General features: G+C 64.0%; 10 protein-coding genes, 4 tRNA genes and 1 rRNA gene. All 15 read left to right on the forward strand.

Features of this window, described 5'->3' with window-relative positions; translation table 11 throughout:
* A 5S ribosomal RNA gene (gene rrf / locus FHR95_RS14690) occupies positions 1 to 89 on the forward strand; the annotation flags it as partial.
* 438 nt (positions 90 to 527) lie between these two features.
* Entirely contained in the window at positions 528 to 1,511 is a 984-nt protein-coding gene (locus FHR95_RS14695; RefSeq protein ID WP_040183157.1) for a biotin--[acetyl-CoA-carboxylase] ligase, read from the forward strand.
* A complete protein-coding gene (locus FHR95_RS14700; protein WP_040183155.1) occupies positions 1,508 to 2,347 on the forward strand; it encodes a type III pantothenate kinase in 840 nt (279 codons plus the stop codon). Before FHR95_RS14695 ends, FHR95_RS14700 begins: the two co-directional genes overlap by 4 nt.
* A gap of 116 nt (positions 2,348 to 2,463) precedes the next feature.
* A tRNA-Tyr gene (locus FHR95_RS14705) sits at positions 2,464 to 2,547 on the forward strand.
* A gap of 49 nt (positions 2,548 to 2,596) precedes the next feature.
* Positions 2,597 to 2,670: transfer RNA gene (locus tag FHR95_RS14710), tRNA-Gly, on the forward strand.
* A 30-nt stretch (positions 2,671 to 2,700) separates the two neighbouring features.
* Positions 2,701 to 2,775, forward strand: a tRNA-Thr gene (locus tag FHR95_RS14715).
* A gap of 149 nt (positions 2,776 to 2,924) precedes the next feature.
* Positions 2,925 to 3,000, forward strand: a tRNA-Trp gene (locus FHR95_RS14720).
* Between the two features lie 72 nt (positions 3,001 to 3,072).
* Positions 3,073 to 3,441 carry a preprotein translocase subunit SecE gene (secE, locus tag FHR95_RS14725; RefSeq protein ID WP_040183154.1) on the forward strand — a complete coding sequence of 123 codons (369 nt, stop codon included), beginning with the start codon at positions 3,073 to 3,075 and terminating at the stop codon, positions 3,439 to 3,441.
* A gap of 8 nt (positions 3,442 to 3,449) precedes the next feature.
* Positions 3,450 to 3,983, forward strand: coding sequence for a transcription termination/antitermination protein NusG (nusG, locus tag FHR95_RS14730; RefSeq protein ID WP_040183153.1), 534 nt, complete (start codon positions 3,450 to 3,452; stop codon positions 3,981 to 3,983).
* Positions 3,984 to 4,075: 92 nt separating this feature from the next.
* Positions 4,076 to 4,507, forward strand: a complete 432-nt coding sequence (gene rplK / locus FHR95_RS14735; protein WP_040183152.1) for a 50S ribosomal protein L11 — start codon at positions 4,076 to 4,078, stop codon at positions 4,505 to 4,507.
* Positions 4,508 to 4,509: 2 nt separating this feature from the next.
* Positions 4,510 to 5,202: a 50S ribosomal protein L1 gene (gene rplA / locus FHR95_RS14740; protein ID WP_040183150.1), complete on the forward strand. Its 693-nt coding sequence runs from the start codon at positions 4,510 to 4,512 to the stop codon at positions 5,200 to 5,202.
* A gap of 259 nt (positions 5,203 to 5,461) precedes the next feature.
* Entirely contained in the window at positions 5,462 to 5,965 is a 504-nt protein-coding gene (gene rplJ / locus FHR95_RS14745) for a 50S ribosomal protein L10 (RefSeq protein WP_040183149.1), read from the forward strand.
* A gap of 89 nt (positions 5,966 to 6,054) precedes the next feature.
* Positions 6,055 to 6,426, forward strand: a complete 372-nt coding sequence (rplL, locus tag FHR95_RS14750; protein ID WP_040183148.1) for a 50S ribosomal protein L7/L12 — start codon at positions 6,055 to 6,057, stop codon at positions 6,424 to 6,426.
* Between the two features lie 232 nt (positions 6,427 to 6,658).
* The gene (gene rpoB, locus FHR95_RS14755) at positions 6,659 to 10,738 is read left to right on the forward strand and encodes a DNA-directed RNA polymerase subunit beta (protein ID WP_183315000.1); all 4,080 of its coding nucleotides are present in this window, start codon (positions 6,659 to 6,661) and stop codon (positions 10,736 to 10,738) included.
* 87 nt (positions 10,739 to 10,825) lie between these two features.
* Positions 10,826 to 15,043 carry a DNA-directed RNA polymerase subunit beta' gene (rpoC, locus tag FHR95_RS14760; protein WP_183315001.1) on the forward strand — a complete coding sequence of 1,406 codons (4,218 nt, stop codon included), beginning with the start codon at positions 10,826 to 10,828 and terminating at the stop codon, positions 15,041 to 15,043.
* The last annotated feature ends 101 nt before the right edge of the window (positions 15,044 to 15,144 follow it).

A 15,144-nucleotide genomic window follows, 5' to 3' on the forward strand; every position in this document is an offset into this window, starting at 1 on the left:
CCTGATCCCATGCCGAACTCAGCAGTGAAACCGCTCAGCGCCGATGGTAGTGTGGGGCCTCCCCATGCGAGAGTAGGTCATCGTCAGGCACTTATCCCGAGAAGACCCCGTGTTCAATAGAACACGGGGTCTTTTCATGCTCAGCGATCGAAAAACAGCGAGGGCCTCCCCATGGAGAGTATCGGGACGCCGACCGGATCATCGTCAGGCACTTATTCAGAAACCCCGGCCATTGGTCGGGGTTTCGTCGTTGCAGGGGCCTCCCCATGGACCCGTTTGTCGGGAACAAACGGGAACCGCTTTAGCGGGCCCGGAGAGCGAGTCTCAGGATGAGACGAGTAGAGTCCCGGCGGCCCGGCGCGATCATCGTCAGGCATCTATTCCGAGAAAACCCCGTGTTCAATAGAGCACGGGGTTTTTTCATGTCGGGTCATCGGATTGCTCCCCCGGTGGGACTTTCGTCGGTGGCGTTCCCGGGGGCTGCTCGCATCCGCTAGAATGTCTCATTTCCCGTAAGGGGCATGAGCATGACCATCAGTGACCTGATCCGCCTGTTGAGCGATGGCGAGTTTCACTCCGGCGAGCAGTTGGGTGAGCGGCTCGGCGTATCGCGCGCGGCAGTCTGGAAGCAGTTGCGCAAGCTGGAGTCCCTGGGTATTCCCATGGAAGCGGTCAAGGGCCAAGGATATCGCCTGATTGAGCGGCTGGAACTGCTGGATGGTGGCTGTATCGTGGCCGGCCTCTCGCGAGAGGCACGCCCCCACCTGGCGCGCCTCTTCGTCGAGGAGAGTCTGCCGTCCAGTAACGCCTTCCTGCGCGAGCGTTTCTCCCAGGGGGCGGGGCATGGCGAGGTCTGCCTGGTGGAGCAGCAGAGCGAGGGGCGCGGGCGCCGCGGTCGCACCTGGGTGACCCCTTGGGGGCGTACCCTGATGCTCTCGCTCGGCTGGCGGGTCGAGGCTGGCGTCGCGTCCCTCGAGGGGCTGAGCCTGGCACTGGGAGTGGCCCTTGCCAGGGTGCTCGAGCGCCACGGCCTCAGGCCGCGCCTCAAATGGCCCAATGACGTGCTGCTGCAGCACGACGACGGTTCGCTCGGCAAGCTGGCGGGTATCCTGGTAGAGATCAGCGGTGATGCGGCTGGCCCCTGCGAAGTCGTGGTTGGCATGGGCATCAATATCGATCTGCCGCCGGCGTTTCGTGAGGGCATCGACCAGCCCGTCGCGGCAGTCCATGATCAGGCGCCCGGGCTTTCCCGCAACGCTCTGGCCATTGAGCTGCTGGACGAGCTGCTGCCCCTGCTGGCCACATTCGAGCAGCAGGGATTTGCCGCCTGGTGTCGCGACTGGAACGCGCGTCACGCGTTTGCCGGCTGCGAGGTGGAGATTTTGCAGCGCGGTGTTCGCGAGTCGGCAACCGCCGGCGACGTGGATGAAGCCGGCAACCTCTGGGTGCAGCAGGCCGGTCGGCCGGTGCGGCTGGCCGGTGGCGAGATCAGCGTGCGAGGACGGCCATGATCCTCGACCTCGATATCGGTAACACACTGTCAAAATGGCGACTAAAGGATGCCGACAGCAGCGAGATTCGCTCTCGCGGCGCGGTCTGGACCCGCGAGGAGTGGCGCCCGGGAGCGGATATCCCGGACCTCGATGTGGTCGAGTCGGTGCGCATTTCCAGCGTGGCGCGCAAGGCGGTGCTGGAGGAGACGGTGGCCCTGCTGCGCCGGCGTGTCGGCAGCGTTCATGTCGCCCGCTCGACGGCCGAGGCCCTGGGGGTCACCAACGGTTACGAGGAGCCGGGCCGACTGGGGGTCGATCGTTGGATGGGGGCGCTGGCGGGCTACCAGCTGGCCGGCGGCTGCTGTGCCGTGGATTGCGGTAGTGCCATCACCGTCGACTTCGTTTTACCCGGCGGGCGTCACCTGGGCGGCTATATCCTGCCTGGCCTGCGGCTGATGAAGGAGAGCCTCAAGCTCGGCACGCGCAACGTGGCGATTGACCCGGACAGCGAGGCCGAGGAGCTGCTGGAGCCTGGCAGGCGCACCGTGGAGGCCGTCAATCACGGCATCTACATGGCGGCGGTGAGCGCCGTGAACCGGATCTATAGCGAGGTCTGCGATCAGCAGGGCGTGGCGCTGCCGATGATGCTGACCGGCGGTGACGCGCGGGTGATATCGCGGGGTATCCAGGTGCCGCATGCCGTCTGGCCGGACATGGTGTACGGAGGGCTTGAGGCCTGCTTCCCGCTGACGGCTGCCGAGCGAGCCGGGCGTATGTCCGGGGCCCCTAGAGTGCCCTCACCGGCGGCGCTGGAAAAGATTCGGGCGGCGCTTGCATTCTCCATGCTGCTTTGACACAATGCGCCGCGTTCCGGAAAGAAGCGCTCGGCGGTTACGCCGCGCTCGAGCAAGAGGCAAAGAAAACAGCTACTTGACACCGGAAACAAGGGCGGTAGAATACATCGCCAGCTGGAGGGGTTCCCGAGTGGCCAAAGGGAGCAGACTGTAAATCTGCCGCGAAAGCTTCGAAGGTTCGAATCCTTCCCCCTCCACCAGGTTCAGCCACACCCGATGCGTCGAGTGACGGCAAGCAAGAGTGGGTCGGCGGGCATAGTTCAATGGTAGAACCTCAGCCTTCCAAGCTGATGATGCGGGTTCGATCCCCGCTGCCCGCTCCAGGTAGTTCGTCAGCGATACCACAGAATTGCGCTCATGTAGCTCAGGGGTAGAGCACACCCTTGGTAAGGGTGAGGTCGACGGTTCAAATCCGTCCATGAGCTCCATATCGAAAAGGCGGGCACAGCCCGCCTTTTCTTTTTCTCCCCATGGTATGTGTCATGCGGGGAGGGGTTGCCAGGAGGCGAGCGTTTCGCTAGAATGGCGCCCGCTGTCGTACAGGCCGCCTGCAAAGGGCGGTTGCGGAAGCAGATACAGGCCAGTAGCTCAATTGGCAGAGCAGCGGTCTCCAAAACCGCAGGTTGGGGGTTCGATTCCCTCCTGGCCTGCCAGTCTTCCCCAGGCTGGCGAGATCTCATAAACGTTCATGTTTCGATTGCTGCACCCTGAGGAGTCTCGTTTTCATGAAGCATAACGCCGAGGTGCAGGAGTCGCGCCACGACGGGCTCAAGTGGGCAGTTGTCGTCTCTCTGCTGGTCCTTGCGGTGGTCGGCAATACCTATTTTGCCGACCAGGCGCTTCTTTATCGTGTACTCGGTGTCGTCGTGCTTAGTGTGGCGGCGGCATTGGTGGCGCTGACCACGGCCAAGGGCCGTGATCTTGTCGAGCTTGCCAGAAGCGCGAAGAAGGAGATTCAGCGTGTCATCTGGCCAACCCGGCCCGAGACCGTTCAGACCACTGCGATCGTGCTGGTGGCCGTGCTGGTGGTCGGTCTGATGCTCTGGTTGATCGACACCCTTCTTGGCTGGGCGATGTCCGGCGTCATCGGTTAGGAGTTTTCATGTCCAAGCGTTGGTATGTCGTCCACGCCTACTCCGGCTTCGAGAAGCATGTCATGCGCTCGCTGATCGAGCGCGTGAAGATGCACGGCATGGAGGATCGCTTTGGCGAGATCCTGGTGCCGACCGAGGAAGTCGTCGAGGTTCGTGACGGCAAGCGTCGCAAGAGCGAGCGTAAATTCTATCCCGGCTACGTGCTGGTCGAGATGGAAATGGATGACGAGACCTGGCACCTGGTCAATGAGACCCCGCGCGTGATGGGGTTCATCGGCGGTACCAAGGAGAAGCCGGCCCCGATCACCCGCAAGGAGGCAGATGCCATCCTTAGTCGGGTCAAGGACGGCACCGACAAGCCGAAGCCCAAGACGCTCTTCGAGCCAGGGCAGTCGGTGCGCGTCATCGACGGGCCCTTCGCCGACTTCAACGGGGTCGTCGAGGAGGTCAACTATGACAAGAGCCGTGTGCAGGTCAGCGTGCTGATCTTCGGCCGCTCCACGCCCGTCGAGCTGGAGTTTGCCCAGGTCGAGAAGGAATAGCCTTCCGACCCTATCAGTTTCGTGGCAGCCACCCGCGGGTGGCTGTGTAATCCGGGGAGCCGCAAGGCGCTACTACCCAACTGGAGTCCATCATGGCCAAGAAAGTACAGGCTTACATCAAGCTGCAGGTGGCAGCTGGCAAGGCGAATCCGAGTCCCCCCGTGGGCCCCGCGCTGGGTCAGCACGGTGTCAATATCATGGAGTTCTGCAAGGCGTTCAACGCCGCGACGCAGGATATCGAAGTCGGTCTGCCGACCCCCGTGGTCATTACCGTCTACTCCGATCGCAGCTTTACCTTCATCACCAAGACCCCGCCTGCCGCGGTCCTGCTGAAGAAGGCGGCCGGCATCAAGTCCGGCTCCGGCGAGCCGAACAAGACCAAGGTCGGTACCGTGACTCGCGAGCAGCTCGAGGAGATCGCCAAGACTAAGGAGCCGGACCTGACGGCTGCTGATCTCGACGCCGCGGTGCGTACCATTGCCGGTAGTGCCCGCAGCATGGGCCTGAACGTGGAGGGTCTCTGATCATGGCCAAGCTTACCAAGCGCGTACAGCAGATTCGCGAGAAGGTCGACGCCAACCGGACCTACTCCCTCGACGAGGCCGTGGCGCTGCTCTCCGAGCTGTCCACCGTCAACTTCAAGGAATCCCTGGACGTCGCCATCAATCTGGGCGTCGACCCGCGGAAATCCGACCAGGTCGTGCGTGGCGCCACCGTCATGCCCAACGGCACCGGTAAGGACGTGCGTGTCGCGGTCTTTACCCAGGGCGCCAATGTCGAGGCGGCCAAGGAAGCCGGTGCCGATATCGTCGGCATGGACGACCTGGCCGAGCAGGTCAAGAAAGGCCAGCTCGACTTCGACGTGGTGATTGCCTCGCCGGACGCCATGCGCGTCGTTGGCCAGCTGGGCCAGATCCTAGGCCCGCGCGGTCTGATGCCGAACCCCAAGGTCGGCACCGTGACGCCGGATGTGGCCACCGCGGTCAAGAACGCCAAGGCCGGCCAGGTGCGCTTCCGTACCGACAAGAACGGTATCATTCATACCACCCTGGGCAAGGTCGACTTCGATGCGTCTGCCATCCAGGGAAACCTGGAGGCGCTGGTCGCCGACCTGAAGAAGCTCAAGCCGAGCACCTCCAAGGGTATCTATCTCAAGAAGATCACCGTGTCCTCTACCATGGGGCCGGGGTTGACCATCGACCATTCCGCCCTGGTCTGATCGGGCGGCGGTCGAGACGATTGCAGGAACTTTGCGGTCCCCGTGCCGGGCTACTCGTGCCGGCGGGGCATCGTCAAAGACCGCAGGCGCCGCGTCTCTCGCGAGCACGGCTTAATCTTCCTCCGGGAAGGCCTGCGCAGATGGTGTGGCCGCCAGCTATCTGGTGAGCACCATCACCCAGGACTCCCGACCTCCGGTCGGGAGAGATGGTAACCACCGGAATCCTCTCGCGAGGTTCCGGCACGAAGGAGTGATCACTGTGCCACTAGCACTCGAAGGCAAGAAGGCAATCGTTGCCGAGGTCAGTGAAGCGGCCAAGGATGCGCTCTCCGTCGTAGTTGCCGATTCTCGTGGCGTCGCGGTCAGTGCGATGACCGACCTGCGCAAGCAGGCCCGCGAGAATGGCGTGCAGATCCGTGTTGTCCGCAACACTCTGGCACGCCGCGCCCTGTCTGGAACTCCTTGGGAGATTCTGGACGAGTCCTTCTCCGGTCCGACCATGCTGGCCTTCTCCTATGAGCATCCGGGCGCCGCCGCCCGTCTGTTCAAGGAGTTCGCCAAGGGTCAGAAGGAGTTCGAGGTCAAGGCGCTGGCCTACGAAGGTGAGCTGATCCCGGCAAGCGACATTGACCGTCTGGCTAATCTGCCGACTTACGATGAGGCGATCGCCAAGCTGATGTCCGTCATGAAGGAAGCGTCTGCCGGCAAGCTGGTCCGTACCCTCGCGGCGCTGCGTGACCAGAAGCAGGAAGAAGCTGCCTGAACGGCGAACTCTTGCGCTCAGCCTGAATCGAATATTGAATCTAGAGCCATCGCGACGCCGAGGCTCCCGCAAAGTTAGGAAATTAGACAATGGCACTGACCAAAGAAGACATCATCAACGCCGTCGCCGACATGTCCGTCATGGAAGTGGCCGAGCTGATCGAGGCCATGGAAGAGAAGTTCGGTGTCTCTGCCGCCGCCGCTGTCGTGGCTGGCCCGGGTGGCGGTGAAGCCGCTGTCGAGGAAGAGCAGACCGAATTTGACGTCGTGCTGACCGGCGCCGGCGACAAGAAGGTCAACGTGATCAAGGCAGTTCGCGAGATCACCGGCCTGGGCCTCAAGGAAGCCAAGGGCGCCGTCGACGGTGCACCGGCGACCATCAAGGAAGGCCTGTCCAAGGACGACGCCGAAGAAGCAAAGAAGAAGCTGGAAGAAGCCGGCGCGAGCGTGGAGCTCAAGTAACCCTTGTGCCCATGGCTTCACGCGCTGCGTAAGCTTCCATGGCTGGTGGCGGGACGCCCGCTGCCGGCCTTTTTCTGTTGTCACTAGCCGGTCGCCCACGGGCCACCCGCTAGCCGAATTCCGACGGCGAGCCTCCTGGTGGAGGCTTGCCGTCAGCGCCTGACGGAGCCTTACCCGTCGGGTGACGCCGACACGCATCGGTCACCCATGGTGAACAAGCTGGGGAATACAGATGGCTTACTCATACACTGAGAAAAAACGCATCCGCAAGGATTTCGGCAAACTGCCCCAAGTGATGGATGTGCCTTACCTGCTGGCCATCCAGCTTGATTCCTACTACGAATTTCTCCAGCAGGATCGCTCACCCGAAGAGCGTCTGGAAATCGGCCTGCACGCCGCTTTCAAGTCGGTCTTTCCGATCGCGAGCTTCTCCGGCAACGCTGCCCTGGAGTATGTCAGCTACCGTTTCGGCACTCCCGCCTTCGATGTCAAGGAGTGCCAGCTGCGTGGCGTCACCTATTCGGCTCCCCTGCGCGTCAAGGTTCGCCTGATCATCTACGACAAGGATTCGTCGAACAAGGCGATCAAGGACATCAAGGAGCAGGAAGTCTACATGGGGGAAATCCCCCTGATGACCGAGAACGGTACCTTCGTCATCAACGGTACCGAGCGCGTCATCGTCTCCCAGCTGCACCGCTCACCTGGCGTGTTCTTCGATCACGACAAGGGCAAGAGCCACTCGTCCGGCAAGCTGCTGTACTCCGCCCGCGTGATTCCCTACCGCGGCTCCTGGCTCGACTTCGAGTTCGATCCCAAGGACAGCGTCTTTGTGCGCATCGACCGTCGCCGCAAGCTGCCGGCCACGGTGCTGCTGCGTGCGCTGGGCATGAGCGCCGAAGAGATCCTCGACGAGTTCTTCGAGTTCAGCACCTTTCATATCGAGAAGTCCGGCTTCTCGGTGGAGCTGGTGCCGTCGCGCTTGCGCGGTGAGACCGCGACCTTCGACATCAAGGACGGCGACGGCAATGTCATCGTCGAGGAAGGCCGCCGGGTTACCCAGAAGCATATCCGCCAGCTGGAAAAGGCCGGTCTCGAGCGCCTCGAAGTGCCGATGGACTACCTGTTCGGCAAGACCCTGGCCAAGGATCAGGTCGACCCGAATACGGGCGAGCTGATCTGCCCCTGCAATACCGAGATCACGCCCGAGCTGCTGGAGAAGATCGGCCAGGCGGGCATTACCACCCTCGAGACGCTCTACACCAACGACCTCGACTGTGGGCCCTTCATCTCCGATACCCTCAAGCTGGACACCACCGGGTCCCGCCTCGAGGCGCTGGTCGAGATCTATCGCATGATGCGCCCCGGCGAGCCGCCCACCAAGGAGGCCGCCGAGACGCTGTTCAACAACCTGTTCTTCAGCGAGGACCGCTACGACCTGTCGGGCGTGGGTCGCATGAAGTTCAACCGCCGTCTGCGTCGCGACAGCGACACCGGCTCGGGTGTCCTCGACCAGCAGGACATCCTCGACGTGCTGCGCGAGATGATCGCGATCCGCAACGGCTTCGGTGACGTCGACGACATCGACCACCTGGGCAACCGGCGCATCCGCTGCGTTGGCGAGATGGCCGAGAACCAGTTCCGCGTAGGCCTGGTGCGCGTCGAGCGCGCCGTCAAGGAGCGTCTCTCGATGGCCGAGAGCGAGGGCCTGATGCCGCAGGACCTGATCAATGCCAAGCCGGTGGCGGCAGCGGTCAAGGAGTTCTTCGGTTCCAGTCAGCTCTCGCAGTTCATGGACCAGAACAATCCGCTCTCCGAGGTCACCCACAAGCGCCGCGTCTCCGCGCTTGGCCCGGGTGGTCTGACCCGCGAGCGGGCTGGCTTCGAGGTGCGTGACGTTCACGCCACCCACTATGGGCGTCTGTGCCCGATCGAGACGCCGGAAGGGCCGAACATCGGTCTGATCAACTCCCTGGCCACCTACAGCCACACCAACAGCTACGGTTTCCTCGAGACACCGTATCGCAAGGTCGTGGATGCCCAGGTGACCGATGACGTGGTCCACCTGTCGGCCATCGAGGAGGGCGACTTCGTTATCGCCCAGGCCTCCGCTACCGTGGACGAGGCGGGCAAGCTGGTCGACGACCTGGTGCAGGTCCGCCACCGTGGCGAGACCACCTTCATGCGTCCCGAGCAGGTCACGCTGATGGATGTGTCGCCGCGGCAGGTGGTTTCCGTGGCCGCGGCGCTGATCCCGTTCCTCGAGCACGACGATGCCAACCGAGCCCTGATGGGGGCCAACATGCAGCGCCAGGCCGTGCCTACGCTGCGGGCCGACAAGCCGCTGGTGGGGACCGGCATGGAGCGCTTCGTGGCGCGCGATTCCGGCGTCTGCGAGGTGGCACGCCGCGGCGGGGTGATCGACTCGGTCGACGCCAAGCGCATCGTGGTGCGGGTCAGCGAGGACGAGATCATCGGCGGTGAGGCCGGCGTCGATATCTACAACCTGACCAAGTACCTGCGCTCCAACCAGAACACCTGCATGAACCAGCAGCCCATCGTGCGCCCCGGCGACCGAGTGAGCCGCGGTGACATCCTGGCCGATGGTCCCTCGGTGGACATGGGTGACCTGGCGCTGGGCCAGAACATGCGCATCGCCTTCATGCCCTGGAACGGCTACAACTTCGAGGACTCCATCCTGCTCTCCGAGCGGGCGGTCCAGGAAGATCGCTTCACCACCATCCATATCCAGGAGCTGACCTGCGTCTCTCGCGACACCAAGCTGGGGCCGGAGGAGATCACCTCCGATATTCCCAACGTCGGCGAGTCGGCGCTGGGCAAGCTGGATGAAGCCGGTGTGGTCTACATCGGTGCCGAGGTCGGCGCTGGCGACATCCTGGTCGGCAAGGTGACGCCCAAGGGCGAGACCCAGTTGACGCCGGAAGAGAAGCTGCTGCGTGCGATCTTCGGCGAGAAGGCCTCCGACGTGAAGGACACCTCGCTGCGCGCGCCGACCGGCATGAAGGGTACCGTGATCGACGTCCAGGTGTTTACCCGCGACGGCGTGGAGAAGGACTCGCGGGCGCTCTCCATCGAGCAGATGCAGCTCGACGAGGTGCGCAAGGACCTGCAGGAGACCTACCGCATCGCCGAGGACGCCACCTTCGAGCGTCTCAAGCGCACCCTGTCCGGCCAGGTCGTCAACGGCGGTCCGAAACTGAAGAAGGGCGACGTGCTCTCCGACAGCTACCTCGAGGAGCTGCCGCGTCAGCAGTGGTTCAAGCTGCGCCTGCAGGACGAGACCTTCAACGAGCTTCTGGCCCAGGCCGACGAGCAGCTCGAGCAGCGTCGCAAGGAGATGGACGAGCGCTTCGAGGACAAGAAGCGCAAGCTCACTCAGGGCGACGATCTGGCGCCGGGCGTGCTGAAGATCGTCAAGGTCTACCTGGCGATCAAGCGCCGCCTGCAGCCGGGCGACAAGATGGCTGGCCGTCACGGCAACAAGGGTGTCATCTCGGCGATCATGCCTATCGAGGACATGCCCTTCGACGACAACGGCGAGCCGATCGACGTGGTGCTCAACCCGCTGGGCGTGCCGTCGCGGATGAATGTGGGCCAGATCCTCGAGACACACCTGGGGATGGCAGCACGCGGCCTCGGGGTCAAGATCGAGGGGCTGCTGCGCGATGCGCGCGAGCAGCAGGTGGGCGAGATCCGCGATTTCCTCGGTCAGGTCTACAACACCACCCAGGGAACCCGCGTCGAGGATCTCGACTCGCTCTCCGATGACGAGGTCATTGCGCTGGCGAAGAACCTCAAGGGCGGTGTGCCGATGTCAACGCCGGTGTTCGACGGGGCCCAGGAGCACGAGATCAAGCACCTGCTGCGCCTGGCGGATCTGCCGGACTCGGGCCAGATGACGCTCTATGACGGCCGTACCGGCGATGCCTTCGACCGTCCGGTGACCGTGGGCTACATGTACATGCTGAAGCTTAACCACCTGGTGGACGACAAGATGCACGCGCGCTCCACCGGCTCCTACTCGCTGGTCACCCAGCAGCCGCTGGGCGGCAAGGCGCAGTTCGGTGGCCAGCGCTTCGGCGAGATGGAGGTCTGGGCCCTGGAGGCCTACGGCGCGGCCTACACGCTCCAGGAGATGCTCACCGTCAAGTCCGACGACGTGGAGGGTCGCACCAAGATGTACAAGAGCATCGTGGACGGCGACCACACCATGCAGGCGGGCATGCCGGAGTCCTTCAACGTGCTGGTGAAGGAAATCCGCTCGCTGGGTATCGATATCGAACTGGAGAGCTGAGGCTGCACCGCCTGCGCTTCACAGAATGACGGTCCGCGGGGGTGGCAACGCCCCCGCCCATGACAACTCCGCAACGGAGCCGACCCCATGAAAGATTTGGTGAAAGTCCTCAAATCGCAGTCTCAGTCCGACGAGTTCGACGCGATCAAGATCACGCTGGCGTCGCCGGACATGATTCGCTCCTGGTCCTACGGCGAGGTCAAGAAGCCGGAGACCATCAACTACCGCACCTTCAAGCCGGAGCGGGATGGCCTGTTCTGTGCCAAGATCTTCGGCCCGGTGAAGGATTACGAGTGCCTGTGCGGCAAGTACAAGCGCATGAAGCACCGCGGCATCATCTGCGAGAAGTGCGGCGTCGAGGTCACCAAGGCGGCGGTGCGCCGTGAGCGCATGGGCCACATCGAGCTGGCAAGCCCGGTCGCGCACATCTGGTTCCTCAAGTCGCTGCCGTCGCGCATCGGCATGTTCCTCGACATGACCCTGCGCGACATCGAGCGCGTGCTCTACTTCGAGAGCTTCATGGTCATCGATCCGGGCATGACCACCCTGGAGCGCGGCCAGCTGCTCAACGACGAGCAGTACTTCGAGGCCCTCGAGGAGTTCGGTGACGACTTCGACGCCCGCATGGGGGCCGAGGCCGTCCAGGCGCTGCTCAAGGATATCGACCTCGACGAGGAGATCGGTCGCCTGCGCGAGGAGATCCCGCAGACCAACTCCGAGACCAAGATCAAGAAACTCTCCAAGCGCCTCAAGCTGCTGGAGGCCTTCCAGGGCTCCGGCAACGATCCGGCGTGGATGGTCATGGAGGTGCTGCCGGTACTGCCGCCGGACCTGCGCCCGCTGGTGCCGCTGGACGGTGGCCGCTTCGCGACCTCCGACCTCAACGATCTGTACCGTCGCGTGATCAACCGCAACAACCGCCTCAAGCGGCTGCTCGACCTCAATGCGCCCGACATCATCGTGCGCAACGAGAAGCGCATGCTGCAGGAGTCGGTGGACGCGCTGCTCGACAATGGACGTCGCGGTCGGGCCATCACCGGTTCCAACAAGCGCCCGCTCAAGTCGCTCGCCGACATGATCAAGGGCAAGCAGGGGCGCTTCCGCCAGAACCTGCTGGGCAAGCGCGTCGACTACTCCGGCCGCTCGGTGATTACCGTGGGCCCGACCCTGCGCCTGCACCAGTGCGGCCTGCCCAAGAAGATGGCGCTGGAGCTGTTCAAGCCGTTCATCTACTCCAAGCTGCAGTCGCTGGGCCACGCCTCCACCATCAAGGCCGCCAAGAAGATGGTCGAGCGCGAGACGGCGGAGGTGTGGGACATCCTCGCCGACGTCATCCGCGAGCACCCGGTGCTGCTCAACCGCGCCCCGACCCTGCACCGTCTCGGCATTCAGGCCTTCGAGCCGCTGCTGATCGAGGGCAAGGCCATCCAGCTGCACCCGCTGGTGTGTGCCGCCTACAACGCCGACTTCGACGGCGACCAGATGGCAGTGCACGTGCCGCTGACCCTGGAAGCCCAGCTCGAGGCGCGGGCGCTGATGATGGCCACCAACAACGTGCTGTCACCGGCCAACGGCGAACCGATCATCGTGCCGTCCCAGGACGTGGTGCTGGGTCTGTACTACATGACCCGTGAGCGTATCAACGACAAGGGCGAGGGCATGGTGTTCTCCGGCCTGGACGAGGTGGAGCGCGCCTTCGGCACCCAGAGCGTGTCGATGCATGCTCGCGTCAAGGTGCGCCTCGACGAGGTGGACATTGACGAGGAGACCGGCGAGAAGAGCCACCATCGTCGCCTCTACGACACCACCGTGGGCCGTGCGCTGCTGTTCCGCATCCTGCCCGAGGGCGTGCCCTTCGAGCTGGTCGACCAGCCGATGAAGAAGAAGGCGATCTCACGGCTGATCAACGAGGTCTATCGCCGCGCCGGTCTCAAGCCGACGGTGATCTTCGCCGACCAGCTGATGTATACCGGCTTCCGCCTGGCCACCTGGTCCGGCGCTTCCATCGGCGTCAACGACTTCGTCATCCCGGACGCCAAGGCCGAGATCGTCGAGGCCGCCGAGGACGAGGTGAAGGAGATCGAGGACCAGTTCTCTTCCGGTCTCGTTACCGCCGGCGAGAAGTACAACAAGGTCATCGACATCTGGGCGCGCGCCAACGACCAGGTGGCCAAGGCGATGATGACCGGGATCTCCAAGGAGACCGTGGTGGACCGCGAGGGCAAGGAGGTCGAGCAGGACTCCTTCAACAGTGTCTTCATCATGGCTGACTCCGGTGCCCGCGGTAGTGCCGCCCAGATCCGCCAGCTGGCGGGCATGCGCGGCCTGATGGCCAAGCCGGATGGCTCGATCATCGAGACGCCGATCGTCGCCAACTTCCGTGAGGGCCTGAACGTCCTGCAGTACTTCATCTCGACCCACGGCGCGCGGAAGGGCCTGGCGGACACCGCACTCAAGACCGCCAACTCCGGTTACCTGACTCGCCGCCTGGTCGACGTGGCCCAGGACATGGTGATCACCGAGCCTGACTGTGGCACCGAGCGCGGCCTGACACTGCACCCGGTCATCGAGGGCGGCGACATCATCGTGTCGCTGGCTCAGCGTGTACTGGGTCGCGTGGTCGCGGTGGACGTCATCGACCCGGCCAGCGAGGAAGTGCTGATCCCGCGCGACACGCTGCTCGACGAGAAGTGGTGCGCCGAGCTCGACACCATGGGTGTCGACGAGATCGTGGTGCGCTCGACCATCACCTGCGAGACACCGCACGGCGTCTGCTCGGCCTGTTACGGCCGTGACCTGGCGCGCGGCCACCAGGTGAACATCGGCGAGTCGGTGGGCGTCATCGCCGCCCAGTCGATCGGCGAGCCGGGCACCCAGCTGACCATGCGGACCTTCCACATCGGTGGCGCGGCCTCCCGGGCCTCCGCCGTGGACAGCGTTCAGGTCAAGCACGGTGGCAAGGTGCGCCTGCACAACATCAAGCACGTCGAGCGCGGCGACGGCAAGCTGGTGGTGGTCTCCCGTTCCAGCGCCCTGGCGGTGGCCGATGACCATGGCCGCGAGCGTGAGTACTACAAGCTGCCCTATGGCGCCGAGCTGGACGTGCGCGATGGCGACAGCGTCGAGGCCGGCCAGGCCGTGGCCAAGTGGGACCCGCACACCCACCCGATCATCGCCGAGGCCGAGGGCCAGGTGCAGTACAGCGACCTCGACGAGGGCGTCACCATGCACCGCAGCGTGGACGAGATGACCGGTCTCTCCTCCATCGAGGTCATCGAGTCGGCCGCGCGGCCCATGGCCGGCCGCGACAAGCGCCCGATGATCCTGCTGACCGACGCCGCCGGCCGTCCGGTCACCGTCTCCGGCTCCGACACGCCGGTCCAGTACCCGCTGCCCGGCAAGGCGATCATCACCGTCGACAACGGTTCGTCGATCGGCGTCGGCGAGGTGGTGGCGCGTATTCCGGTGGAAGCCACCGGTAACAAGGACATCACCGGCGGTCTGCCACGCGTTGCCGATCTGTTCGAGGCGCGCAAGCCGAAAGAGCCGGCGATCCTCGCCGAGGTCAGCGGCGTGATCAGCTTCGGCAAGGAGACCAAGGGCAAACGGCGTCTGACCATCACCCCGGAAGACGGCGACCCCTTCGAGATGCTGATCCCGAAATGGCGTCAGATCGCGGTCTTCGAGGGCGAGTCGGTCGAGAAGGGCGAAGTGATCTCGGATGGCCCGAGCAACCCGCACGATATCTTGCGGCTGCTGGGCATTGCCGAGCTGGCCAAGTACATCACCACCGAGGTGCAGGACGTCTATCGCCTGCAGGGCGTGGGCATCAACGACAAGCACATCGAAGTGATCGTGCGTCAGATGCTGCGCAAGGTGGAGATCACCGACGCCGGCGACAGCGACTTCATCCCTGGCGACCAGGCCGAACTGGTCCGCGTGCTCGAGCAGAATGCACGCCTGGAGAAGGAAGACAAGTTCCCGGCCAAGTACCAGCGGCTGCTGCTGGGGATCACCAAGGCCAGCCTGGCCACCGAATCGTTCATCTCCGCGGCCTCCTTCCAGGAGACCACGCGGGTGCTGACCGAGGCCGCGGTGACCGGCAAGCGCGACTATCTGCGTGGCCTGAAGGAGAACGTGGTGGTGGGACGTCTGATCCCGGCCGGCACCGGTCTGACCCACCATGCGGAGCGTCGTCGCAAGCGGGAAGACGCCGAGCGTCTGCTGCACCCGTCGGCCTACGAAGTCGAGCAGGAGCTGGGCGCCCAGCTGACCGCGCTGGACTCGGACGACGACGACATCTGATGCCCACGTCCAGGCACTGCGCCGCCCCCGGCGGCGCAGTGCTTGACGGCGCGAGGTGTCAGCCATTAGAATGCGCAGCCTTTAACAGTGGGGCGGGTACG

The organism is Halomonas fontilapidosi (assembly GCF_014192285.1).
GTDB lineage: Bacteria > Pseudomonadota > Gammaproteobacteria > Pseudomonadales > Halomonadaceae > Halomonas > Halomonas fontilapidosi.

What these genes read in the sequence shown, in the direction of transcription:
- rplL (WP_040183148.1), top strand. Translation starts at nt 6,055, where the DNA reads ATGGCACTGACCAAAGAAGACATCATCAACGCCGTCGCCGACATGTCC.
- FHR95_RS14695 (WP_040183157.1), top strand. Translation starts at nt 528, where the DNA reads ATGACCATCAGTGACCTGATCCGCCTGTTGAGCGATGGCGAGTTTCAC.
- nusG (WP_040183153.1), top strand. Translation starts at nt 3,450, where the DNA reads ATGTCCAAGCGTTGGTATGTCGTCCACGCCTACTCCGGCTTCGAGAAG.
- rplA (WP_040183150.1), top strand. Translation starts at nt 4,510, where the DNA reads ATGGCCAAGCTTACCAAGCGCGTACAGCAGATTCGCGAGAAGGTCGAC.
- rpoC (WP_183315001.1), top strand. Translation starts at nt 10,826, where the DNA reads ATGAAAGATTTGGTGAAAGTCCTCAAATCGCAGTCTCAGTCCGACGAG.
- secE (WP_040183154.1), top strand. Translation starts at nt 3,073, where the DNA reads ATGAAGCATAACGCCGAGGTGCAGGAGTCGCGCCACGACGGGCTCAAG.
- rpoB (WP_183315000.1), top strand. Translation starts at nt 6,659, where the DNA reads ATGGCTTACTCATACACTGAGAAAAAACGCATCCGCAAGGATTTCGGC.
- rplK (WP_040183152.1), top strand. Translation starts at nt 4,076, where the DNA reads ATGGCCAAGAAAGTACAGGCTTACATCAAGCTGCAGGTGGCAGCTGGC.
- FHR95_RS14700 (WP_040183155.1), top strand. Translation starts at nt 1,508, where the DNA reads ATGATCCTCGACCTCGATATCGGTAACACACTGTCAAAATGGCGACTA.